This is a genomic window from Polaribacter sp. KT25b (assembly GCF_900105145.1).
GTDB lineage: Bacteria > Bacteroidota > Bacteroidia > Flavobacteriales > Flavobacteriaceae > Polaribacter.
Genome location: NZ_LT629752.1, coordinates 344651 through 370024, shown reverse-complemented (window position 1 = coordinate 370024; position 25374 = coordinate 344651). Strand labels below are relative to the sequence as shown.

The window sequence follows — 25374 nt, the reverse complement described above, 5'->3', positions numbered from 1 at the left end:
CTATTTTTTTTATTGCTAGAACTTATTGCACTTACTTTAACGTTTAATAATCTTGACTTTCACAAAAGCAAATTTGTAAATTCTGCAAATTCTGTTACGGGTGGCTTGTATTCTAAAACCTCTAGTATTTCTGAATATTGGAGCTTAAAATCAGAAAATAAACTTTTAGCTGAAGAAAATACTCGTTTAAAAAATCTTTTAGAAAAAAAGATTTCTGTTAGCTTAATTAAAGATTCAACTGTAATAGATTCTACCAAGTATCAACAAAAATTTACATTTACAACTGCAAAAATCATCAATAATAACTATTCTAAATCATTCAATTTCTTAACGATTGATAAAGGTGAAAATCAAGGAATAGAAAAAGAAATGGCAGTAATTAATAGCAGAGGAATTATTGGTATTACTGATAACAATTCTAAAAATTATGCAAGAGTACAATCTATTTTAAATAGAAATAGTAAAATTAATGCTCGTTTAAAGAATAGCTATTATTTTGGAACTTTAGGTTGGAATGGTGAAGATTACAACATTGTTCAGCTTTCTGATATACCAAGACAAGCACCTTTAAAAATTGGAGACACAATAGAAACTGGTGGTAAATCTACCATTTTTCCTGAAGGAATTTTAATTGGTACAATTTCATCAATCAATAAAGGAAATTCTGCAGACAACAAAGTGAATGTTACACTTTTTAACGACATGAGTAATTTAGGTTATGTACAAGTTATTAAAAATTTTAACAAATTAGAAATTAACACATTAGAAGCACAAAATGAATAACCCATTTAAAATGGTCTCTCTTTTTTTCTCTCTGCTTTTATTGCAGGTTTTTGTGCTAAATAATATTTTATTTTTAGGATATATAAACCCTTATATATATATTACTTTTGTTTTTTTATATCCTTTAAAAAATAATAGAATACCATTTCTTTTTTATAGTTTTTTATTAGGTCTCTTTGTTGATTTCTTTTCTGATTCTGGAGGAATTCATGCTTTTTCAATTTTATTTATTGCTTATATAAGATTGTTTTTTGTGAGAGTTTATTTTAGAAAAACTGAAACAGATTATTCTTTTTTCAACCTAAATTCAGAATCTTTTGGTAAGGTTTTTAATTATGTGGTAACTTTAACAGTAATTCATCACCTTATATACTTTTCTTTTGCTAATTTTAGTTTTCAAAATTTATCTACCGTAATTTTAAACACTATTTTTTCTAGTATTTTTACGTTGACCTTATACTTTTTAGGAACCTATATTTTTACCAAAAGCAAATAATGAAAAGAAGCTTTTTATTGTATTTTTTAATAACCCTTGTAGGGTTTGTATTTATTGGAAGACTGTTTCAATTGCAAATATTAAATAAAGATACTTATGATCCAATACATAATGCTGCTGTAAAAATCGAATATGATTACCCAGAACGAGGTTATATATATGATAGAAACGGTAAACTATTAGTTGCAAATCAACTTTCTTATGATGTTATGGTGCAACCAAATCAAGTTGAACCTTTAGATACATTAGAATTTTGTAATCTTTTAAAAATTGATAAAGATGATTTTTTAAAAAGATTTCAAAGAGCTAAACACTATGCCTCTTATTTACCATCCGTTTTTTTAAAACAATTAGCAAAAGAAGATTTCGCTTTTTTACAAGAAAAAATGCACAAATACAATGGCTTTTATATTCAAAAAAGAATTATTAGAAATTATCCAATAAATGCAGCTGCAAATGTACTCGGGTATATTGGCGAAGTTAATGAAGAAAAAGCTAAAAAAAGTGATTACTATCAATCTGGAGAATTAGAAGGAAAAGATGGTGTAGAAAAACAATATGAAGATATTTTAAGAGGAAGAAAAGGTAAAAAATATTTACACAGAAACCGTTTTAATAAAGTTACAGGTTCTTATAAGGAAGGTATTTATGACACACTTCCAGAAAATGGAAAAGATTTAACATTAACATTAGATATTGATCTACAATTATTTGCTCAAAAATTAATGAATGGAAAACGTGGAGGAATTGTTGCCATAGAACCTTCATCTGGAGAAATATTGGCTTTAGTAACCTCTCCTTCTTACGACCCAAACATGTTGGTTGGCAGAAAACGCTCTATAAATTCTACCAGTTTAATGGATCCTAATAATCCTGAAAAACCAACTTATGACAGAGGATTACTAGCTGCTTATCCGCCTGGATCTCCTTTTAAGATTATGAATGCTTTAATTGGCTTACAAGAAAATGTTATTAACAATAATACTACTTTTAGATGTTTTGGTGGATATAGATATGGAAGTAGAGCTAGTGCATTTATGAAATGCCATTGCGGAATTTTCAATTCTCCAATACATCTAAAAACTGCTATCGCAAGATCTTGCAACAGTTATTTTTCTAATACTTATAAAAAAATTATTGAAAAAAACAACGAACCTAAACAAGGTTTAGACAATTGGAACAGACATATAAGTAGCTTTGGACTTGGTAATTACTTAGGTTATGATTTACCTGCGGGACAAAAAGGATTAATTCCTGATGCAAATTATTATAATTCTAGATACAAATATGCATGGGGAGCATCTACTACGATATCTAACGCAATTGGTCAAGGAGAAGTTTTAACAACTCCTATTCAATTAGCAAATTTTACAGCAGCTATTGCAAACAGAGGTTTCTTTTACACGCCACATATCGTTAAAAAAATAAATAAAAAAACAATTAAGAATCCTAATTTTACGATTAAAAAACAAACAACTATCAATAAAGAGCATTTTACACCTGTAATTGAAGCTATGCACGAAGTTTTTAAAACCGGAACTGGAAGATGGAGCCAAGTTAAGGGAATTGAAATTTGTGGAAAAACTGGAACATCAGAAAACTCTATAAAAATGGTTGATGGTGTTAAAGTCCAAGCAGAAGATCATTCTATTTTAGTTGCATTTGCCCCAAAAGATAATCCTAAAATTGCGATTGCTGTTTTTGTAGAAAATGGAGGTTTTGGATCTACAATTGCTGCACCAATTACAAGTTTAATGATAGAAAAATATTTAAATGGTAGTATTTCTGATGCAAATAAATATAGAGAACAAAATATGTTAAATATGAGTTTGCAAGCAGTTTACGATAAACAAATTCCAAAACCGAAACAAATTGCGTCAGGAAAAGAATAATATTTTTGCAGGTATAGATTGGATTTTAGTTGTCCTATACATCGTTCTAATTGGTTTTGGTTGGTTAAATATTTTTGCAGCTTCAAAAACTGAAGAAAACAACCAAATTTTAGATTTTTCTACAAAATATGGTAAACAAATTTTATGGATTGGATTAAGCGTTCCATTAATAATCACAATTCTTTTCTTTAATTCTAAATTTTACGAAAAATTTGCGAGTGTTTTATATTTAATCTCAATCCTTTCTCTAATTTTATTGTTTCCTTTTGGTAAAGAAATAAACGGAGCCAAATCTTGGTTTAATTTTGGCGCAATGAGTTTACAGCCATCAGAATTTGTAAAAGCATTTACAGCTTTAGCCGTTGCTAAATTATTAAGTGACAGACAATACAATTTTAAGTTGGTTAAAAATCAGATAAAAGCTTTTATCATCGTTTTTTTTCCTGCTTTTTTAATCACTTTACAACCAGATGCTGGTTCTGCACTTATCTATTTATCATTCTTTTTTGTACTAAATAGAGAAGGTTTAACCCTTAATTATATTTTATTAGGAACAACAGTTATAGCCTTATTTGTACTCACAATATTTTTTGGAGCAAGTAAAATGTTCGTCTCTCTTTTTATCATCATTTCATTCATAGTAGCTTACACAATTTATAGAGGCGGAAAAAGATTCTTTCGATTTAATTGGTATAAAATATTAGCTTTCTATCTTTTTGTTGCGTTGTTTATTTTTGGAACAGAATTTACATACAATAATATATTTAAACAACATCATAGAGATCGTTTTGAGGTTTTACTAGGCATGAAGGTTGATAACACTAATATCGGTTATAATTCTTACCAATCAGAATTAACAATTAGTTCTGGCGGATGGTTTGGAAAAGGTTATTTAGAAGGAGACATAACCAAAGGAGACTTTGTACCAGAACAACATACAGATTACATTTTTAGTACCGTTGGTGAAGAATGGGGTTTTATTGGTAGTAGCTTTGTTATTATTCTATTTATGTTAATGATGTATAGAATTATTTATTTAGCCGAAACACACACGAATAAATTCGGAAGAATATACGGCTACAGTTTAGCATCTATTCTATTCTTTCACGTAATTGTAAACATTGGAATGGTTATAGGCTTATTACCAACTGTTGGAATTCCTTTACCGTTCTTTAGCTATGGAGGGTCTTCACTATGGGGCTTTACAATCTTACTTTTTATCTTTATTAGATTAGACGCTCACAAGAATTACGATTGGTAAAACAGTGGTTTTAAATAAATATCGCACATAACACAATAGATAGAAATATTTCTAAACTCTTAGAAATATAGAATCCCTATTAATTCTTCTAACTAATATTTATGTACAATTCTAAAAATCCCACAACTTTTAGATTTAAGCGATAATTATTAAAAAATATATTGCATATTAAAAAACGCTCTGAATACAATTCAGAGCGTTTTTTATTTTTTTTGTAAAAAGTTTTAAAAATTACAATGCAGCAACGTGTTTTGTTAATTTAGATTTTAAATTAGCAGCTTTATTCTTATGAATAATATTTCTTTTAGCTAATTTATCTAACATAGAAATAACATTACCTAATTTACCTTGCGCTTCTGTTTTATCTTCAATAGCACGTAAATCTCTTAAAGCATTACGTGTACTTTTATGCTGATATTTATTAAGTAACCTTTTAGCCTCGTTACTTCTAATTCTCTTTAAAGCTGACTTATGATTTGCCATAATTCTTAATTTATTAGTTTTTTATATTAAAACTTTGTAGTCCGTACGGGAATCGAACCCGTGTTACATGGATGAAAACCATGCGTCCTAACCCCTAGACGAACGGACCATAACAATTAAATACTTCTCAATTGCGGGTGCAAATATACAACGTTTTTTGAGTTGTGCAATCTTTTTTTAAAAAAAATTACTTTTTTTTTAAAATTAATAAGATTTAGCAAAAAGCACTCTTCTTTTAGAAGGTTTCCCTGTTAATACACAAACACCTATTTCTTCTTTAGAATCGTTAGGAATACACCTAATTGTAGCTTTAGTATACTCTTTAATTCTTTCTTCTGTTTCTATTGTTCCATCCCAATGTGCAGAAACAAAACCACCTTTATTTTTTATTGCTTTTTTAAATTCAACAAAAGTTGTAACCTCTGTGGTGTGTTCTTTTCTAAATTCGATTGCTTTATTAAATAAATTATGTTGAATTTCTACTAATAAATTATCAATATAAGTTACAACATCATCTTGCGAAACCGTTTGTTTGTCTAGAGTATCTCTTCTTGCAATTTCTACCGTATTATTTTCTAAATCACGACTACCAATAGCCATTCTAACAGGAACACCTTTTAATTCGTATTCTGCAAACTTTGCTCCAGGTCTATATGTATCTCTATTATCATATTTAACAGAAATTCCTCTTTTCCGTAATTCTTTTACAATTTCATTTACTTTTTCCGATATAGCATCCAATTGCTCATCATTTTTATAAATGGGAATAATTGCAACTTGAATTGGTGCTAATTTGGGAGGCAAAACCAATCCAAGATCATCTGAATGTGTCATAATTAACCCACCAATTAAACGCGTAGAAACTCCCCAAGAAGTTGCCCAAACATATTCTTGTTTTCCTTCTTTTGATGTATATTTTACATCAAATGCTTTTGCAAAATTCTGACCTAAAAAATGACTTGTTCCTGCTTGTAATGCTTTTCCATCTTGCATTAAAGCTTCAATTGTATACGTTTCGTCTGCACCTGCAAAACGCTCACTTTCAGATTTTGCACCTTTAACTACAGGCATAGCCATAAAGTTTTCTGCAAATTCTGCATATACATCTTGCATTTGTTTTGCTTCAAATAAAGCTTCACTTTTACTAGCATGTGCTGTATGACCTTCTTGCCATAAAAACTCTGCTGTTCTTAAAAACAAACGTGTGCGCATTTCCCATCGAACAACATTTGCCCACTGATTTATCAATAAAGGTAAATCTCTATAAGATTGAATCCATCCTTTATAAGTATTCCATATAATTGCTTCTGATGTTGGTCTAACCACCAATTCTTCTTCTAACTTAGCTTCTGGATCTACTCTTAATTTACCTAGATTATCAGGATCATTTTGTAAACGATAATGAGTTACAACGGCACATTCTTTTGCAAAACCTTCGGCATTTTTTTCCTCAGCTTCAAACAAACTTTTAGGAACAAAAAGAGGGAAATAAGCATTTTCATGCCCAGTTTCTTTAAACATTCTATCTAATTCAGCTTGCATTTTTTCCCAAATTGCATATCCGTAAGGTTTTATAACCATACATCCTCTAACTGCAGAGTTTTCTGCTAAATCAGCTTTTACAACTAATTCATTATACCATTTAGAATAATCTTCTGTTCTTTTTGTTAACTTCTTGCTCATAAATATTTACTTTGGCACAAATATTGTTATCTTTAAAGTGAATTTTTTGTTAAAATAATAATAATTTATTTTCAAAAACGTTACAAAATTACTATAATTTAGTGTTTTTAAAAGCAAAAATTCGTTATTTTAAAAAGACTCACTTAAATACCAATATTATGGATACACATTATAAAGGCTTAAACTTAAAACATATTGTTCTATTTATTACTGCAAATTTACTTCTAGTTTCTTGTGGTACTTATCGAAGTGTGTACAATAACGATGGTATTTATGGTGATAATAATGTTACAAGAGAAAAAGAACAAGTAGTTGTTTTAGAGGAAAAAAAACATAATGATTATGAAGACAATTACTTTACAAAAAGGTTAATAGAACTAGAAAACATTCAAGATGATGATTTTTTTACTGATGTAGATTCTTATAATTCAAATAACAGGTATGATGATGAAGCTATTGATGAAACTTTAAGTTATGATGCAAATGAACCTTGGGGATATGATGACAATGTTGTTGTTCAAGTAAATTTAATTAATGACCCATATTGGTACGACTATTATGGCTATAATAATTATAGCTTATACAATGGTTGGGGATATAATAATTGGAGATATAGAAATTGGGGAATATGGAATAACAATTACTGGAATTACAATAATTTTTACAACCCTTTTTATGGGGGCTACAATTGGAATATAGGTTATTACAATAATTTTCACTACTATAGACCTGGAAATTATTATGGTGTAAATAGAAACAATACTTACGGCAGAAGAGTTACTAACAATTCTTACAACAGAAGAGGTGTAAGTTCTAATACTAGATATTCTAACTCTGTAAGCAGAAGAACTAATACTTCAAATACTAGATCTTCATCAAACACATCAAGAAGAAGTTCTAACACAGTAAGTCCAACTAGAAGAAGCACTTCTACTTCACGAAGTTCTTCAACAATTAAAAGAAGTACAACACCAACAAGAAGAACATCTACTAGTAGAAACAACACTTCTTCTACACGAAGCGGAACTACAACAAGAAGAACTACTACTTCAAGTTCAAATAATAGTTCTTCAACAATGAGAAGATCAACTTCTACAAGTAGTAATAGAGGAAGAAGTTCATCATCAAGTAGAAGTTCTAGCAGTTCATCTTCTAGTAGAAGAAGAGGAAATTAAAAAATAAAAACTTTAAAGAAAAATCCAATAAAATGAAAAGATTTTTTACAATAGCGGCTTTGTTCGCGACAATATTTGTGTCTAATTCTCAATCTTTAGGCTATGAAGGTTTAGGAATTATGTTTTCTCAAAATGACAATAATGGTTCGGCGCGTTTTACAGCAATGAGCGGTGCATTTGGAGCTTTAGGAGGTGACATATCTTCAATTAATGTAAATCCTGCAGGTTTATCTGTTTTTAATAATAGTGAATTTTCTGGAACATTTAATTCAAGAAATTCTAATATTACTTCGACATATTATGGTAATTCTAGAACAACTCAAGATCAATTTATAAACCTATCTAATGCAGGTGCCGTTTTAGTTTTTGATAGTGCTTATAGTAAAGATTGGAGTAAGTTTGCAATTGGTGTTAACTATAAAATTACCAAAGATTTTGCAGATAGCTTTCTATCAGAAGGTAATAGTAATATTACTACTTTTTCTGAATACCCTTTAGACACTAACACCCCAGCTCTTGTTTATGATATTGCAGATGGGCAACGTTTTAACAATACTTATACGGGAGAATTAAGCGAAATAAACATTGGTTTTTCTTCTGTACATCAAAATAAACTACATTTAGGAGCAAGTTTAAATTTTTATGATCTTAATTTTAGTCAAAGATCTACTCTAACAGAGTTTAATAGCGATGTAAATGGTAATGAGTTAGATGCAAATTTATATCAAGAAAATTTTACTGCAGGCTCTGGTTTTTCTATGAATATAGGTTTTATTTACAAAGCAAATCAAAATTTTAGATTTGGGTTATCCTACCAAACTCCAACTTGGTTTACAGAACTTCAAGAGGAAACTAACATTATAGATAATGATGGCTTTTTTGGTGATACAGAAATTACTGTAAGCGAAGACAATTTAATATATGATAACACTGCTGGTGGCTACTACCCTTTTCAATCATTAATTTATAAATTAAAAACCCCAAGTAAATTAACTGCAAGTGCTGCTATTATTTTTGGTAAAAACGGATTATTAAGTTTAGATTATACTAATAAAAACTACAAAAGCATTAACCTTTCTGGAGCAGATTTTTCTGCAGAAAACCAATCATTTCAGGATAATTACAGAAATACAAACAACTTTAACTTAGGTACAGAATGGCGTTTTGATAGATTTAGCATAAGAGGTGGTTATATGTTTGAACAAAACCCAGATAAATCTGCTATAGATTCTGATAATTTAGAAGGTTATTCTCTAGGTGCTGGTTACAACTTTGGCAATTTTAAATTAGACTTTTCTTTTACAGACAACAACAAAACATCGGTTTACAACTTTTACCAAGGCTTTAATGTAAACCCAACGAACTTAGATTTAAACAACAAAATATTTACAACAACGCTTACTTTGGCTTTATAAACTAAATCGAATTAATAAAAAAGACCTTGGATTTCTAAAAACATCCAAGGTCTTTTTTATTGCATTTCAGTTTTTTGCCGTAATTTCGCAACTTATTTTAAGACAATGCAAGAGACAAAAATTACCATACAAGAAACTACAAATAACACCATATTAAAATTTAATAGTACAACAATTTTAATAAATGGTGGTAGTTATGAATTTTCTAATATTGATGAAGCTAAAAACTCTCCTTTAGCACAAGAATTATTTTATTTACCTTTCGTAAAAAAGATATTTATAACTGCTAATTTCATTGCAATTCAACGTTATGACATTGTAGAATGGATTGATGTTCAAGAAGAAGTTGCAGAACAAATAGAAGCTTATATTGCAGACGGAAATATTGTTGTAAACGAAAAAACTTCATCAACCAAAAAAGAAGCGATTGAAGTTTATGCAGAAGTTACACCAAATCCTGCAGTAATGAAATTTGGAACAAACAAAGCATTAACACAAACAGATGTTGAATATAAAAACATTGATGAAGCAAGCAAATCATCGCCTTTAGCTCAAGCAATATTCAACTTTCCTTTTGTAAAAGAAGTTTTTATTTCTGATAATTATATTTCTATTACAAAATATGACATGGTAGAATGGAAAGAGGTTTTTGCTGAAGTAAGAACTTTTATTCGTGAATATTTAGTAGATGGAAAGATAATTATTAAAGAAATTCCGAAACAAAATACAGAAAACAATACAGCTATAGAAACTCCAATTGTAGCACTTGAAGGAATTTCTGCACAGATTTCTGATATTTTAGACGAATACATAAAACCTGCTGTTGCTGGTGATGGAGGAAATATTGCTTTTCGTTCTTATAATGAAGAAACCAAAGTTGTAAGTGTTGTTTTACAAGGCGCTTGTAGTGGTTGCCCTTCATCTACTGCAACTTTAAAAAACGGAATAGAATCCTTGTTAATGGAAATGTTACCAAATCAAATTAGTGAAGTTATTGCCTTAAATGGTTAGAAAAAGAAATTTGAAGAAAAGTAAAAATTTTAGCTTAAAGCCTAAAAAATGTCAGCAGAAAAAATAAATCCATACAAAGATTCTCAACTAGGTAAAAAAGAACAGGTTACACAAATGTTCGATAATATTTCTGAAAATTACGATGGCTTAAACAGAGTTATTTCTTTAGGAATTGATGTAAAATGGCGTAAAAAAGTAGTGGAAATTGTTGGTAAAAACAATCCGAAACAAATTTTAGATATCGCTACAGGTACTGGAGATTTAGCACTAATGATGGCTTCTTTAAATCCTGATAAAATTGTTGGTTTAGACATTTCTGCAGGAATGCTTGAGGTTGGAAAACGAAAAATTGCAAAAGTAAATTTATCAGAAAAAATAGAAATGATTGTTGGCGATTCTGAAGAAATGCCTTTTGATGACAATACTTTTGACGCTATTACGGTTTCTTTTGGTGTTCGTAATTTTGCACATTTAAACAAAGGAATTACAGAAATTGCACGAGTTTTAAAACCTACTGGAGTTTTAGTTATTTTAGAAACTTCAAACCCAACAAAATTTCCTTTTAAACAAGGGTATAAATTTTATACAAATTATATTCTTCCAATTATTGGTAAATTATTCTCTAAAGACAAAGTTGCTTATTCATATTTATCAGAATCTGCAAATTCTTTTCCTTTTGGAGAAGCTTTCAACAATATTTTACAAAAAAATGGGTTTACAAATACAAAGCATAAACCTGTAACTTTTGGAGTTGCTACAATTTATACCGCAAGCAAATAAAAATGAATAAAAAAGTATTACTTTTTGGTGTTTTTCTAATGATTTCTAATGCATTTTACGCACAAAGAGAACGTGTAGAAAATATACCAACGTTTGATGAAAAAAAAATACATTATGGTTTTTACCTTGGTTTAAATCAGAATGATTTTAAACTAAATTTAAGAAATAGTATTTTTGACGATGCAGATATTACAGTTGAACCTACCTCGGGTTTTAATGTAGGTTTAATTGCAGATTTACGTTTACACAAAAACCTAAATCTACGTTTAGAACCAGGTTTAGTAAGTAATTCTAAAAATATTTACTTTAATCATTTAGACACAAAACAAGACAGCGTTAGAGAAATTGGATCAACTTATTTACATGTTCCTGTAATTTTTAAATTTAGCACAGACAGATATAAAAATATTCGCCCGTATATATTAGGTGGTATTTCTTATAATTACAATTTTTCTAGTAATGAAAATAATCAAGATGATAATTCTTCTGGACAATTTAGAATGACAACTCATAATTTTATGTACGAAGTTGGACTAGGAATTGACATTTATCTGTATTACTTTAAGTTTTCACCTTCAATACGTGGAATTTTTGCCATTAATAATGAGATAAAATATGATGATGACCCAGACAGTCAATGGACAGCTCCGATAAACTACATGGGAACTCGTGGTGTTTTTCTAACTTTTGCTTTTGAGTAAAAAATAGTTACAAACTAAAAAAGTTTTGAAGTTTTAAAAATTGAAAAATACTTCAACTAAAACCTTATTTAATAACTACGCTTAAATTCGCTCAATAAAATAGCAGTTGCAGTAGCAACATTTAAACTTTCAGTTTCTTGAGTTTCTCCAAATCTTGGAATAGAAATTTTGTTTTTAATAAGTGTTTTTAATTCATCAGAAACCCCATTTGCTTCGTTACCCATAACTAAAATTGCTTCTTTTGGTAATGTTGATTTATAAACATTTTCACCATCCATATCAGCAATAAAAATTGGCAATTTGGTCTCTATTAAATACATTTTTAAATCAACATATTTAATAGAAATTCTAGTTAAAGACCCCATACTTGCTTGTACAACTTTTTGATTGTAACAATCTACAGTTTCTCTAGAACAAAGTAATTGAGTAACACCAAACCAATCGCACAAACGAATAATTGTACCTAAATTACCAGGATCATTTATAGCATCTAAAGCAATCGATAATCCGTTTTTTTGAAGTGGTTTTTCATCAGGAATCATAAATAATCCTAATACTTTATTTGGCGTTTTTAAATTGCTGATTTTTTGTAATTCTTTATCAGAAATTCTAATTATTTTATCTGATGAAATATCAGTTTTAAAATCATCAGTAGCAAATAGCGTATCAATTTTAAAAGAAGAATTTAGCAATTCATTTACAACTTTAACACCTTCAGCAATAAATAATTTATATTTTTGTCTATACTTTTTTTGAGATAAACTTGTTATAGTTTTAAGTTGATTTTTTGAAATGCTCATTAATTGTGTGTAAGTAGAAATTAACCGTTGAAAAATACTATTTTTGATTTTCTTTGCAGCGCTAAAATAATGAAAAAAATATCGTTTTATTTTTTATTAATTGTCTTTTTAATTTCGTGTAATTCTACAAAACACGTTATCGAAGGAGAACACATGTTAAATGAAAATTATATTTTTTTAGATAGCGTAAAAATAAAAGGTGCAGAATTACAAAAATACATATTACAAAAACCAAATTCTCGTTTTTTAGGGCTTCCTATAGGTTTATATCTTCATAATATGGGAGATCATAACATACCAAAAACACCTACAAAATGGGCTAAGAAAAACCCAAAATCTTACAAAACTGTTAAAAGTATTTTTTCTGAAAAACAAAGTATTGCCTACGCAAATTGGTTTATAAATCTAAATAATTGGTTTTTAGATTATGATGAACCAGAAATAATTAACGACGTTAAAATAAGCAGAACGGCAGATAATTTGTGGGCTTATTATAAAACTCAAGGATATTTTAATTCGAAAGTAACTTCTAAAATTAATAAAGATTCTATCAGTAAAAAAGCTTCGGTTGCATATTATATTACAAAAGGAGAACCTACAATTTTAGATACTATTAATTTTAAAATAGCTTCGCCAGTTTTAGATTCTATTTATAAAACTTCTGGTTTAGAAACGCTGTTAAAAAACGGCGATCAATATAAAGATGAAACTTTTAGACATGAATCAGAAAATATTGTTAAGCTTTTTAGAAATAATGGAATTTATCATTTTACAGAATCTGCATTAGGTTTTTATGTAGATTCAAGCAGAACAGATCATAAAACAAACGTAGAATTATTAATTTCTGCTGATAGACTAATTGAAGAAAACGATAACTATATCGAAAAACCATATAAGGTTCATACTATAAAAGAAGTAAATGTAAAAACAGATTATTCTTTTACAAAAAAAGGAGAACCCATAAAAGACACAGTTCTCTATAAGGGAATTAAATTTTTATCATACGATAAGCTAAGGTATAATCCAAAATATTTAGCACAGTCTATTTTCTTAAAACCAAACGAAGTTTACAAAGACACATTAAGCAACTTAACAAGAACACATTTAAAATCTTTAAAGAATTTTAAATCCACAAACATTATTTATTCTTCAGTTCCAGATACAGATGATGAGTTAATAATGGAAATCCGTTTAGCGCCTTTAGAAAAATTTACTTTAGGTTTAGAAACAGAATTAACACACTCTAATATTAGAAATATTGGAACATCAGCAAAATTTTCTATTACCAATAGAAACACTTTTAAAGGTGCTGAGCTGCTAAAAATGTCTCTTTTGGGTTCTTGGTTTAATTCTAATAATGGTCCTGGTTGGGAATTTGGTGCAGATGTTTCTTTAGAAATACCAAGACTCGTAGCTCCTTTTGGATTAAATAAATTAGTACCCAAAGAAATGTCGCCAAGAACATTATTTTCTATTGGTTCAAGTTTGCAAAAAAATATTGGTTTAGACAGGCAAACGTTTTCTTTTTTAACTGATTATAAGTGGCAATTTAATTATAAGAAAACCATACAATTAGAAGTCTTAAATACTCAATATGTAAAAAATTTAAATATTGGTAGTTTCTTTGACATCTATAGCTCTGAATTTGAAAATTTAGACGAAGTAGCAGAAGTCTACGACAATGTAAAAAACACAAGTAATTACCCTCTTCCTACGGATGAATCACAGTCTATAGAATCTGTAAAATTCATGAATGCTGTTACAAACGACAGTAGTTTTAAAACATCAAATCCTGATGAATACAACACAGCAACTAACATATTAAATAGATATAATATAATTACCTCAGATTTTTTAATTCCCGTATTAGCGTTTTCATATACTTACAATAATCAAACAAATTTTAAAGACAGCGATTTTTCTTTTTTTAAAATTAGAGTTGCAAACTCTGGAAACGTTTTAGGCTTACTGTCTGATAAGACAAATATTCATGACAAAAAAACATTTTTAAACATTCCGTTGGCACAATATTTTAAAACGGATATTGAGTATAAAAAATTCTGGGATTTAGGTAATAGTTCAGTTTTTGGACTAAGAACCTTTTTAGGAGCAATAGTTACCTATGATAATTCTGATATTCCTTTTACTAAAAGTTATTTTGCTGGTGGATCGAATGATATTAGAGCTTGGCAAACATACGAATTAGGTCCAGGAAGTAGAAATACAGGCTTAGAATACAATGTTGGTAGTTTTAAATTTTTATCTAGTTTAGAATACAGGTTTGATGTTTTTAGTAGATTAAAAGGTGCTTTATTTGTTGATGCTGGAAATATTTGGGATATTTCTGGTTCTAGCCTTGTAGATGATGATTCTAAACTTACTGGTTTTGATTCTGTAAAAGACATTGCAGTTGGTTCTGGTTTTGGCGCAAGATTAGATTTTAGCTTTTTAATTGTGCGTTTAGATATTGGTTTTAAAACCTATGAACCTTATTTAGAAAGTAATAAATGGTTTAGAAATTATAATTTCTCTAATGCCGTTTATAATATAGGAATCAACTATCCTTTCTAATAAAAAACAGTACTAAAACTCTATAACGTTTTCGTTATTTTCTTAGATTTCTAGCCACTTAAACTACTATTTTTTAGTACTTTTGACATATAAAATATCCATAAAAAAAATAAAAGATGAGTCATAATATAAAACCTGGAGTAGCAACAGGAAAAGAAGTTCAAGCAATTTTTAAATTAGCAAAAGAAAAAGGTTTTGCTTTACCAGCAGTAAATGTTATAGGTTCTGACACTATAAATGGTGTTTTAGAAACTGCAAGAGATTTAAATGCACCCGTAATCATTCAATTTTCGAATGGTGGAGCGCAATTTAATGCAGGTAAAGGATTATCTAATGAAGGTGAAAAAGCAGCTATCGCTGGTGGTATTGCAGGTGCAAAACACATTCATGAATTAGCAGTAGCTTACGGAGTTCCTGTAATTTTACACACAGATCATTGTGCTAAAAAATTATTACCTTGGATTGACGGTTTATTAGACGCATCAGAAAAACATTTTGCAGAAACTGGTAAACCTCTTTATAGTTCTCATATGATAGATTTATCTGAAGAGCCAATTGAAGAAAACATCGAAATTTGTAAAACTTATTTAGCTAGAATGGCTAAAATGGGTATGACTTTAGAAATCGAATTAGGTATTACCGGTGGTGAAGAAGACGGTGTAGATAACTCTGATGTAGATGATTCTAAATTATACACACAACCAGAAGAAGTTGCTTATGCATACGAAGAGTTATTAAAAGTTTCTCCTCAATTTACAATTGCAGCAGCATTTGGTAATGTTCATGGAGTTTATAAACCAGGAAATGTAAAATTAACACCAAAAATTTTAAGAAATTCTCAAGATTTTATTACTAAAAAATATGGTGTTGAAGAAAATCATATCGATTTTGTATTTCACGGAGGATCTGGTTCTACAGTAGAAGAAATTAGAGAAGCTATTGGTTATGGAGTTATCAAAATGAATATTGATACTGATTTACAGTTTGCTTTTACAGAAGGAATTAGAGATTACATGCAAGGAAAAGCAGCTTATTTAGCTACTCAAATTGGTAATCCTGATGGAGCAGACCAACCAAATAAAAAATATTATGATCCAAGAAAATGGTTACGTGAAGGTGAATTAACTTTTAAAACACGTTTGAAAAAAGCATTTGAAGATTTAAATAATATAGATACATTATAAAATTTTAAATTCTAAAATTTATAAAAAGCATTTTGAAATATTTCAAAATGCTTTTTTTTATGCTTAAAAAAGAGGCTTATAAAAAGAATCTATTAAAGAAAATTTATAGTTCATAAAAATCTTTTACATTTGTAAATTGGTTTCTTTATTTTTTAGAAGACAAAAATTAAACATCAACAATAAAATAAACTAACTATGACTGCTTGGTTTAAACGTAAAGACAAAGGAATTCAGACTCCTACAGAAGAAAAAAAAGATACTCCAAAAGGGCTTTGGTACAAAACTCCTAGTGGAAAAATTATTGATACCGAAGAGCTAAAAAAAAACTTATATGTTAGTCCAGAAGATGGATATCATGTAAGAATTGGTAGTAAAGAATATTTCGAGCTGTTTTTTGATGACAATAAATTTGAAGAATTAGATGCAAATCTAACCTCTAAAGATCCATTAAAGTTTGAAGACACTAAAAAATATCCAGATAGATTAAAATCTGTACAAGAAAAAACCAAATTAAAAGATGCTGTTAGAACAGCAGTTGGTAAATCTTTAGGAAAAGATTTAGTAATTGCAGCTATGGATTTTGCTTTTATTGGTGGCTCTATGGGTTCTGTTGTTGGAGAAAAAATTGCAAGAGCTATCGATTATTCTATCAAAAACAAGATTCCTTTTTTAATGATTTCTAAATCTGGAGGAGCAAGAATGATGGAAGCATCACTTTCTTTAATGCAATTGGTAAAAACATCAGCAAAATTAGCACAATTAGCAGAAGTTAAAATTCCATATATTTCTTTGTGCACCGATCCTACTACTGGTGGTACAACTGCTTCTTACGCAATGTTAGGTGATATAAATATTGCAGAACCTAATGCATTAATTGCCTTTGCAGGACCAAGAGTTGTAAAAGATACCACAGGAAAAGATTTACCAGAAGGGTTTCAAAAATCTGAATTTGTTCTAGAACACGGCTTCTTAGATGCAATTTATGAAAGAAAAGAACTAAAAAAACAAGTAAATTTATATATTGATTTAATTCAGAATTTACCAATTAGATCTTAATAAAAAGAAGCCAGCGACTGCTGGCTTTTTTCTATTCTTTTAGCAATAATTCTATTTCATCATCTAAGGAGTTAACAAAAAGATTATCTTCTCCTAAAGCAGGGTATCCATTATATCTTACTTTCCCATTCTTTAAAATTATTAAATGAGGATACTTATTAAATCCAAGTTGTTTAGGAATAGTATCTGAGTCTGAATACAAAACAGGAAATTGATAATTATATTTTTCAATCATTTTTTTTGCAGATCCAAAAGTATCTCTTTTAATAGGTATATTAACAGCATATAATTTTACATTTGGATTCTCTTTATATTTTAAATATAACTTTTCGAATTCCGGAAATTTTTTAAAACATACACCACAACTTGTGGTCCAATAATCTAAAACAATAACTTCATTTTTAATTGTATCAATTCTTACCTCATTATTATGAAAATTCATTATTGGTGAATTATAATTTACTCTTGAGTTAAAATTTGTAGTATAATACCATAAATTAGTAAAACCGTAAACACCAATTAAAACTAAAAAAACTGGGTATATTATTTTATAAAAAACATGTTTATTTTTTAAATAATATCCTAAATAGAAAGTTAATGGAGTAAAGATAAAATAGATAATAATATTAACTATTATTGAACTTTCTCTAAAAAAATGAATTCCCCATATTAAAGTTAAAAGTGACATTGAATAAATCATCTCTTTTTTTTCAATGAAAAAACTGAAAATAAAAGAAGAAATCATGAAAACAGAAAAAATAAACTCATGTCCATTCAATAAAAATCTTACAATAAGATAAAATAACACAACACCTATACTGTAAATAAAGAATTTCTTCATTTTATTTTTAATTAAGCACAACTACCATTACAATCATCATTTCCAAAAAAACCACAATCACCATTATTAAGTTTACAACCTTCATTACTTAAACAATTACCACTTACAACTCCACAACCCCAATCAAATTTACAATCGCAAGTATCTGGTGGATTTTGATCTATAATACGTTTTGAATTATTCTGAATTGAAGGTACTTTTGATTTCAAAACCACATTGTCAGTTGCGAAGAATAAATCATGAATAAATTTATCACTCCATCCAAACTTCTCCTTAGCTTCTAACGTCTTATTTTTCATTTTCACATTCAAATATTCAGGCGTTGTTTCTTAGTGTTTTATTTCTTTAAAGATTCCTGCAAACCATTTTAAGTACCCATTTCTACTTTTGGCAAATCAAGAGTTAAAATATGATTAACTTTTTCTTGCCATAAATCTTTTCCTTTTTTTGGAGATAAAGCCCACAATATTGCTTTTTGTTCTTTTTCTGAAAAAGTAGTTAATTTCCCCCAATCATAGTTGATAATTTCTTTTTTATTTTCTTGAACCCAAGACTCTATTTTAGAATCATGAGAGAACTCATGATAACTAGTTTCACTACAACTATTTAAAATTGTAGCTAAAATAATCGTACAGATAAATGCACAAAAAAAAGTTTACTTTTTTCATAATAATTTAATTTAAAGTTAATAATATTTATTGGTTTGAAAATTTACAAAGTGTTCATAGCATTTATAAAAACCTTCATGGCAATAATAATAATAATAACTTACTAATATTTAAGGAGATAGTTATATAAAGTTATTTTTATTTCTCAATTCATATTTTCATTTATGTAAGAACTCGTTGTGCATTTTGGACTAAAAATATCCAAAACTGTCAGTTCGAGTGATTTTGAGGAACGAAAAATTGTATCGAGAACTAATTAAAAGCTAAAATTCTTATTCTCGATACAAATTTTACTCATTTCAATCGTAAAATTCACTCGAACTGACAGAATTTCATCAAAATGCACAACAGGTATGTAAGAAATTAATTATATATTTGCAGCTTCAATGTAAAGCGCATTGAAATACATAAAAATCATTTAAATAATATTGGCATGTACTTAACAAAAGAAGTAAAAGAAAGCATCTTCGAAAAACACGGTAAAGGTAAAAACGATACTGGTACTTCAGAAGGTCAAATTGCGTTATTCACACACAGAATTAACCACTTAACAGAGCATTTAAAAAGAAATCGTAAAGATTTTAACACTGAACGTTCATTAGTAATGTTAGTTGGTAAACGTAGAAGTTTATTAGATTATCTTAAAAAGTCTGATATTACTAGATATCGTGCAATTATTCAAGAATTAGGAATTAGAAAATAATTCTCAAAAAAAAGAGGCTCTATAAACGTGCCTCTTTTTTATTATGACAAATTTCGTGTAGCTTGCTACAAAACAATATTTGTCTTTCCTACAAGAGTAGGGATTAAAAAAAGTATTTAATTCTGTCTAACAAACAGAAAATTAATAAAAAAATCAAGAATCCTAACAAAATTCTTGTATTTCCATTGCAACAACAAACAACAACACAACAACAAACAAATTAAAAATTTAGAATTAAAATTTTATGATTCCAAAAGTATTTAGAGAGGTAATAGACCTTGGAGATGGAAGAACCATCTCATTAGAAACCGGTAAATTAGCAAAACAAGCACACGGTTCAGTTGTTGTTCAAATGGGTAAAGCTATGTTATTATGTACTGTAGTTTCTAACTACAAACAATCTGACGTTGATTTTTTACCACTTACAGTAGATTATAGAGAAAAATTTGCTGCTGCAGGACGTTATCCTGGAGGTTTCTTTAAAAGAGAAGCAAGACCAAGTGATGGAGAAGTATTAACAATGCGTTTAGTAGACCGTGTTTTACGTCCATTATTTCCAAAAGATTATCATGCAGAAACTCAAGTGATGGTACAATTAATGTCTCATGATGAAGATGTTATGCCAGATGCTTTAGCAGGTTTAGCTGCATCAGCAGCTATTCAATTAAGTGACCTTCCTTTCGAAACTCCAATTTCAGAAGCACGTGTTGCAAGAGTAAATGGAGAATTTATAATCAACCCAAACAGAGCTCAATTAGCAGAATCTGACATCGATATGATGATTGGAGCATCAGCAGACTCTGTAATGATGGTTGAAGGTGAAATGGATGAAATTTCTGAAGAAGAAATGGCAGCTGCAATTAAATTTGCACACGAAGCCATTAAAGTACAATGTGCTGCTCAAGTTAATTTAGCAGAAGCTTTTGGTAAAAAAGTTACACGTGAGTACGAACCAGAAAGAGAAGATGAAGAATTAGCGAAAAGAATTAACGATTTAGCATACGATAAATGTTATGAAATTGCTAAAAAAGGAACTTCTAAAGTAGAACGCACAAATGCTTTTGCTGAAGTAAAAGAAGAAATTACAGCAACTTTCTCTGAAGAAGAATTAGCAGATTTTGGCGGATTGATTGGAAAATATTTCAACAAAGCACAAAAAAATGCAGTTAGAGAATTAACTTTAGCAGAAGGTTTACGTTTAGACGGACGTAAAACTACAGATATTAGACCAATTTGGTGTGAGGTAGATTACTTACCATCAACTCATGGTTCATCAATATTTACTCGTGGAGAAACACAAGCATTAGCAACCGTTACTTTAGGAACATCTAGAGATGCTATTCAAATAGATATGCCATCTTATGAAGGTGAAGAAAACTTCTATTTACATTATAACTTCCCTCCTTTTTGTACTGGTGAAGCTCGCCCATTAAGAGGAACTTCTCGTAGAGAAGTTGGTCATGGTAATTTGGCACAAAGAGCATTAAAAGGAATGATTCCTGCTGATTGCCCTTATACAGTAAGAGTTGTATCAGAAGTGTTAGAATCTAATGGTTCTTCTTCTATGGCAACTGTTTGTTCTGGTACAATGGCATTAATGGATGCTGGTGTTCAGTTAAAAAAACCAGTTTCTGGTATTGCAATGGGATTAATTTCTGATGGTGATCGTTATGCTGTTCTATCTGATATTTTAGGTGATGAAGATCATTTAGGAGATATGGATTTTAAAGTAACAGGTACAGAAGATGGAATTACTGCTTGCCAAATGGACATTAAAGTTAAAGGTCTTTCTTACGAAATTTTAGTAAATGCTTTAAAACAAGCAAGAGATGGTCGTTTACATATTTTAAGTAAATTAACAGATACTATTCCTGCTCCAAATGCAGAAGTAAAAGCTCATGCGCCTAAAATGATTTCTAGACGTATTCCTAATGATATGATAGGTGCATTTATTGGACCTGGAGGTAAACATATTCAAGAATTACAAAAAGCTACTGGAACTACAATTGTAATTACAGAAGACACTGTAACCGAAGAAGGAATTATTGAAATTTTAGGTACTAAACCAGAAGGAATTGAAGCTGTTATTGCTAAAATTGAGTCAATGTTATTTAAACCACAAGTTGGTAGTGTTTACGAAGTAAAAGTAATAAAAATGTTAGATTTTGGTGCTGTTGTAGAATATACAGAAGCTCCAGGAAACGAAGTTTTATTACACGTAAGCGAATTAGCTTGGGAAAGAACAGACAATGTTTCTGATGTAGTAAAAATGGGCGATATTTTAGATGTTAAGTACTTTGGTTTAGACCCAAGAACTCGTAAAGAAAAAGTTTCTAGAAAAGCTATTTTACCAAAACCTGAAGGATATGTTGCAAGACCACCAAGAGATGATAAACGTAGTGGTGGACGTGATAATAGAGGTGGTAGAGACAATCGCAGACGTGATGACAGAAAACCAAGAGAACCAAGAGAACCAAGAAAAGAAGAGTAAACCTCTAAAAAATTAAACATACAATAAAAGGCTGTCTATAAAAAGACAGTCTTTTTTTTTAAGAAAAAACATGTATAAAATTATTTCTAAAGATTTTCAGTTCTTTTTAAAATATAATCTTTCAATATGAAAAATACTATAAACAAATATTTCTAAAATTAATATCAAAAAATATATTTCATTGAATAATTTCTGTTTATTAAATTTGTAACTTATTCAAGAATAAAATACATTACTATTAACCTTAATTATACATGATTTTAACTCCTGTTTTTATTATTCTATTTCTACTTGTGTTTATTCTACTATGGCAATTTGTAAAAAGTATTGACAATAGAAAATGGATAAGTTTACTATTAAATATAGTTTTTACTCCTATTGTATACTTTTTTCTATTTTATCCATTATTAAATATATTTAGCAGTTACCATCACGAAAAATATTTTGATTCTGAAGCCTGGAAAAAAGAACCTAAATTACGTTTCGAAATGAGTAACCAAATTATAGAAAACCAATTATTTAAAGGTAAAACAAAAACTGAAATTCTAAAAAGTTTAGGCAAAAGCGAATGGTATGGTTGGAATGATAGTATCAAAGCAAATTCTCAAGACAAATGGAATTACAACTTAGGTTTTAAACCTGGCGCTTTTAATTCAAAACAAGAATGTTTAGAGTTAATTTTTAAAAATGATACTGTTATAAAAAGCGTACAATACCAAATAGAGAAAACTGATTACTAAAAATAAAAATTAGTGATTCTTTTCATAAACTTTCTACTTCTATTGCCAAAAAAAATATAAATTTTGAACTAAGATTATTAGAACAAAATAAATCACAAAAAATTTATTCTATTAAATTTATGAAAGATGGGGAATAATTAGATTCCTTTTATTTTCTTTGCAAATCTTATATGAAAATTCAACGTATCACATATTTATCTCTAGGAACAAATCAAGGTAATAAACTTGAAAACCTTCAAAATGCAATTAATTTAATTGCTGATAAAGTTGGTGACATTCAAAAAGTATCTTCGATTTACAAAACTGCTTCTTGGGGCTTTGATAGCGAAGATTTTTTTAATATTTGTTTAAAAGTTACCACTTATCATCCGCCAGAAAAACTAATTAGTATTCTTTTAAATATAGAAACAGAATTGGGTAGAAAACGAAAAGAATCTAAAGAATATTCTGATAGAAATATAGATATTGATATTCTTTTATTTGATGATGAAATTATCTTTTCTAAAACACTTACAGTGCCACATCCAAAGATGTTAGAACGTAAATTTGTTTTGGTACCTTTAACAGAAATTGCAGGAAATACTTTTCATCCGATAGAAAAAAAACAGCTTTCTATTTGTTTAAAAAATTGCAAGGACTCGTCTAAAGTTTCATTAATTAATGACAAACTAAAAAGACCAGTTCCTTTATCAGAAAAATACAATTATATTGCTATTGAAGGAAATATTGGTGCCGGAAAAACATCTTTATCAAATATGTTGTCTGATGAATTTAATGCTAAAATTGTTTTAGAACGATTTGCTGACAATCCGTTTTTACCAAAATTTTACAAGGACAAAGAACGTTATGCGTTTCCTTTAGAAATGAGTTTTTTAGCCGATAGATACCAGCAATTATCTGATGATTTAGCTCAATTAGATCTCTTTAAAAACTTAATAGTTTCTGATTATTACATCTTTAAATCATTAATTTTTGCACAAATCACACTACAAAAAGATGAATATTTATTGTACAGAAAAATGTTTGATTTAATGTACAAAGAAATTACAAAACCAGATTTGTATGTCTATTTATATCAAAATACAGACAGACTTTTACAAAATATTAAAAAGCGTGGTAGAGATTATGAACAAAACATAGAAGCAGCATATTTACAAAAAATACATGACGGTTATAAAAATTTTATAAGCACACAACAAGACTTAAATGTAGTAATTATTGATGTATCCGATATAGATTTTGTTAATAATCCAGAAGACTATGATTTTATTATCAATAAAATAAAAAAAGCTTAAAAACTTACTTTTTAAGCTCTAATTTTTCTGCAAAATAGTCGCAAAAGTCACGCATAGTAGCACTCATCTTTTGATCGTCTGTAGCTTTTTCAAAAGCATCTGCCATAGAAACTAATGTTTGATGATAAAATTGTTTCATTTCATCAACCGGCATATCTTTGGTCCACAAATCCATACGCAATGTATCTTTTTGTTTGTGATCCCATACAGAAATCATAATCGCTTTAGATGCTTCATTATCAATTCCGCCATCTTTTGCAGTCCAAGAAATTTCTTCAGGAACTTTGTTTTCATCTAAACCAACATTAAATTTTATTTCAGAATTGTGTTTAACGGCCATTACTTTTTAGGTTTGTATTTAGATTTATTAAATAAATCTGATTCGTCTATTTTTAATAATTCTTGCAAAGATACATTATTATGTTTCATGTAAGACCTTACAATTTGCCAACCTAACCAAACACCAATTCTTCCTGGAGATAAATTATCTTGTTCCATGTAAAATTTTGAGAAAGGCGCGTTTTCTAAAAATCGCTGATTAAGTTTTGTATCTGTACTAAACAGCAATTTTTTATCTATAAAATACATCCAAATTTGTTCTTCGTTTCTAGTTGCCCAGTTTATTTTATCTTGAGAATATCCTATTTTTTCTCTATCAGAAATTGAGGGTAAATACATATCAAGTAAATACATTTTTTTTCCTTCAAAAATCATTTTTGCAATAAAATCTCTTTTGTTTGATAGATTTACTTGTTTATCAATTATAGTATTAGCAACATCAACAATTATATGATTTTTTGTATTATTTTCTTTAATATACTTTGGATAGTCTCCATAGAATTTGTGATTTTCTCCAAGATACACATCCAAAGAAATAAGCAATAAACTATCTGCATAAATAACCCTACTATCATAATCTATATTCGATAAAATTGTAACAACATTGGGCTCTTTAAAATCTGAATTGTAATATTTTACATATTTAAAAAGCGATGTTAATTCTTTTTCTTCGGATGAAAGGTTTTTATATATTTTTTGAGTTTCGGCAAATAATTCTTGTTCGTCTTTATTATTTATTTTTGCAAAAACAATGCTATCTGTAAATTCTTGTGGAAATAAATAGGGATATTTTTGCTTTAATTTTGGCAAACTTTCATTTGTAGTATTGTAAAAATCAACATCATATCTATTTACAGAAAAATCTACATTTATCTTAGAAACATCAATTTGGTTAGAATTTTTATCAGAACAAGAAAAAAAAAGGCATAAAACCATTAAAAGTGTAAAAAAAAATCTCATATTCTTTGTATCTTAGTCATTCAATTTAAGAACGATAAAAATACTA

Annotated in this window: 23 protein-coding genes and 1 tRNA gene; 16 read left to right on the top strand and 8 right to left on the bottom strand. The window is 28.7% G+C overall.

All coding sequences use genetic code 11. From position 1 onward, the window contains the following. Positions 1 to 12 precede the first annotated feature (12 nt). From mreC to rodA, 4 genes are read left to right on the top strand one after another with little or no spacing between them, the layout of a single operon-like run. The gene (gene mreC, locus BLT70_RS01460) at positions 13 to 783 is read left to right on the top strand and encodes a rod shape-determining protein MreC (RefSeq protein WP_368086341.1); all 771 of its coding nucleotides are present in this window, start codon (positions 13 to 15) and stop codon (positions 781 to 783) included. Further along, the gene (gene mreD / locus BLT70_RS01455) at positions 776 to 1279 is read left to right on the top strand and encodes a rod shape-determining protein MreD (RefSeq protein ID WP_091890559.1); all 504 of its coding nucleotides are present in this window, start codon (positions 776 to 778) and stop codon (positions 1277 to 1279) included. The genes mreC and mreD overlap by 8 nt, the downstream gene beginning before the upstream one ends. Next, a complete protein-coding gene (mrdA, locus tag BLT70_RS01450) occupies positions 1279 to 3171 on the top strand; it encodes a penicillin-binding protein 2 (protein WP_091890556.1) in 1893 nt (630 codons plus the stop codon). Before mreD ends, mrdA begins: the two co-directional genes overlap by 1 nt. Further along, on the top strand, positions 3152 to 4432 hold the full coding sequence (rodA, locus tag BLT70_RS01445; protein WP_091890553.1) for a rod shape-determining protein RodA: 1281 nt from the start codon (positions 3152 to 3154) through the stop codon (positions 4430 to 4432). The genes mrdA and rodA overlap by 20 nt, the downstream gene beginning before the upstream one ends. 231 nt (positions 4433 to 4663) lie before the next feature. Here the strand turns inward: rodA and rpsT are convergent, their stop codons facing one another. From rpsT to proS, 3 genes are all read right to left on the bottom strand, one after another. Beyond that, positions 4664 to 4915, bottom strand: a complete 252-nt coding sequence (rpsT, locus tag BLT70_RS01440; protein WP_091890550.1) for a 30S ribosomal protein S20 — start codon at positions 4913 to 4915, stop codon at positions 4664 to 4666. A 37-nt stretch (positions 4916 to 4952) separates the two neighbouring features. Then, positions 4953 to 5024: transfer RNA gene (locus tag BLT70_RS01435), tRNA-Glu, on the bottom strand. A gap of 95 nt (positions 5025 to 5119) precedes the next feature. After that, on the bottom strand, positions 5120 to 6598 hold the full coding sequence (gene proS, locus BLT70_RS01430; RefSeq protein ID WP_091890547.1) for a proline--tRNA ligase: 1479 nt from the start codon (positions 6596 to 6598) through the stop codon (positions 5120 to 5122). A 158-nt stretch (positions 6599 to 6756) separates the two neighbouring features. On the opposite strand from proS, the gene BLT70_RS01425 reads away from it, so the two are divergent. The 5 genes from BLT70_RS01425 to BLT70_RS01405 all read left to right on the top strand — a co-directional run bounded on the left by BLT70_RS01425 (position 6757) and on the right by BLT70_RS01405 (position 11680). Beyond that, positions 6757 to 7773: a hypothetical protein gene (locus BLT70_RS01425; protein WP_157691817.1), complete on the top strand. Its 1017-nt coding sequence runs from the start codon at positions 6757 to 6759 to the stop codon at positions 7771 to 7773. Positions 7774 to 7805: 32 nt separating this feature from the next. Next, positions 7806 to 9188 (top strand): OmpP1/FadL family transporter, encoded by a 1383-nt coding sequence (locus tag BLT70_RS01420; RefSeq protein WP_091890542.1) that lies wholly within the window; start codon positions 7806 to 7808, stop codon positions 9186 to 9188. A gap of 105 nt (positions 9189 to 9293) precedes the next feature. Continuing rightward, positions 9294 to 10199 carry a NifU family protein gene (locus BLT70_RS01415; protein WP_091890539.1) on the top strand — a complete coding sequence of 302 codons (906 nt, stop codon included), beginning with the start codon at positions 9294 to 9296 and terminating at the stop codon, positions 10197 to 10199. A gap of 48 nt (positions 10200 to 10247) precedes the next feature. Further along, entirely contained in the window at positions 10248 to 10979 is a 732-nt protein-coding gene (gene ubiE, locus BLT70_RS01410) for a bifunctional demethylmenaquinone methyltransferase/2-methoxy-6-polyprenyl-1,4-benzoquinol methylase UbiE (RefSeq protein WP_091890536.1), read from the top strand. Positions 10980 to 10981: 2 nt separating this feature from the next. Beyond that, positions 10982 to 11680, top strand: coding sequence for a porin family protein (locus tag BLT70_RS01405; protein WP_091890533.1), 699 nt, complete (start codon positions 10982 to 10984; stop codon positions 11678 to 11680). Between the two features lie 68 nt (positions 11681 to 11748). Here the strand turns inward: BLT70_RS01405 and BLT70_RS01400 are convergent, their stop codons facing one another. After that, entirely contained in the window at positions 11749 to 12480 is a 732-nt protein-coding gene (locus BLT70_RS01400; RefSeq protein ID WP_091890531.1) for an RNA methyltransferase, read from the bottom strand. A gap of 69 nt (positions 12481 to 12549) precedes the next feature. On the opposite strand from BLT70_RS01400, the gene BLT70_RS01395 reads away from it, so the two are divergent. The 3 genes from BLT70_RS01395 (at position 12550) to accD (ending at position 17291) form a co-directional block, all read left to right on the top strand. Continuing rightward, positions 12550 to 15051: a BamA/TamA family outer membrane protein gene (locus tag BLT70_RS01395; protein ID WP_091890528.1), complete on the top strand. Its 2502-nt coding sequence runs from the start codon at positions 12550 to 12552 to the stop codon at positions 15049 to 15051. 116 nt (positions 15052 to 15167) lie between these two features. Further along, a complete protein-coding gene (gene fbaA, locus BLT70_RS01390; RefSeq protein WP_091890525.1) occupies positions 15168 to 16235 on the top strand; it encodes a class II fructose-bisphosphate aldolase in 1068 nt (355 codons plus the stop codon). Positions 16236 to 16430: 195 nt separating this feature from the next. Further along, a complete protein-coding gene (gene accD, locus BLT70_RS01385; protein WP_091890521.1) occupies positions 16431 to 17291 on the top strand; it encodes an acetyl-CoA carboxylase, carboxyltransferase subunit beta in 861 nt (286 codons plus the stop codon). A 31-nt stretch (positions 17292 to 17322) separates the two neighbouring features. Here accD and BLT70_RS01380 read toward each other — a convergent pair whose 3' ends face one another. Next, entirely contained in the window at positions 17323 to 17991 is a 669-nt protein-coding gene (locus tag BLT70_RS01380) for a TlpA disulfide reductase family protein (protein ID WP_157691816.1), read from the bottom strand. 152 nt (positions 17992 to 18143) lie between these two features. Continuing rightward, positions 18144 to 18431, bottom strand: a complete 288-nt coding sequence (locus BLT70_RS01375) for a bacteriocin fulvocin C-related protein (RefSeq protein WP_091890516.1) — start codon at positions 18429 to 18431, stop codon at positions 18144 to 18146. A gap of 802 nt (positions 18432 to 19233) precedes the next feature. Here BLT70_RS01375 and rpsO point away from each other — a divergent pair. The 4 genes from rpsO to folK all read left to right on the top strand — a co-directional run bounded on the left by rpsO (position 19234) and on the right by folK (position 24029). Continuing rightward, a complete protein-coding gene (gene rpsO, locus BLT70_RS01370; protein WP_091890513.1) occupies positions 19234 to 19503 on the top strand; it encodes a 30S ribosomal protein S15 in 270 nt (89 codons plus the stop codon). Positions 19504 to 19747: 244 nt separating this feature from the next. Then, positions 19748 to 21994, top strand: coding sequence for a polyribonucleotide nucleotidyltransferase (locus BLT70_RS01365; RefSeq protein WP_091890510.1), 2247 nt, complete (start codon positions 19748 to 19750; stop codon positions 21992 to 21994). Positions 21995 to 22248: 254 nt separating this feature from the next. Next, positions 22249 to 22734 carry a hypothetical protein gene (locus tag BLT70_RS01360; RefSeq protein WP_091890507.1) on the top strand — a complete coding sequence of 162 codons (486 nt, stop codon included), beginning with the start codon at positions 22249 to 22251 and terminating at the stop codon, positions 22732 to 22734. A 170-nt stretch (positions 22735 to 22904) separates the two neighbouring features. Beyond that, positions 22905 to 24029: a 2-amino-4-hydroxy-6-hydroxymethyldihydropteridine diphosphokinase gene (gene folK / locus BLT70_RS01355; protein WP_091890504.1), complete on the top strand. Its 1125-nt coding sequence runs from the start codon at positions 22905 to 22907 to the stop codon at positions 24027 to 24029. 4 nt (positions 24030 to 24033) lie between these two features. Here folK and gldC read toward each other — a convergent pair whose 3' ends face one another. Both gldC and gldB read right to left on the bottom strand, forming a co-directional pair. Next, positions 24034 to 24369, bottom strand: coding sequence for a gliding motility protein GldC (gene gldC, locus BLT70_RS01350; RefSeq protein WP_091890501.1), 336 nt, complete (start codon positions 24367 to 24369; stop codon positions 24034 to 24036). Beyond that, on the bottom strand, positions 24369 to 25328 hold the full coding sequence (gene gldB, locus BLT70_RS01345; protein ID WP_091890499.1) for a gliding motility lipoprotein GldB: 960 nt from the start codon (positions 25326 to 25328) through the stop codon (positions 24369 to 24371). Before gldB ends, gldC begins: the two co-directional genes overlap by 1 nt. Positions 25329 to 25374 lie beyond the last annotated feature (46 nt).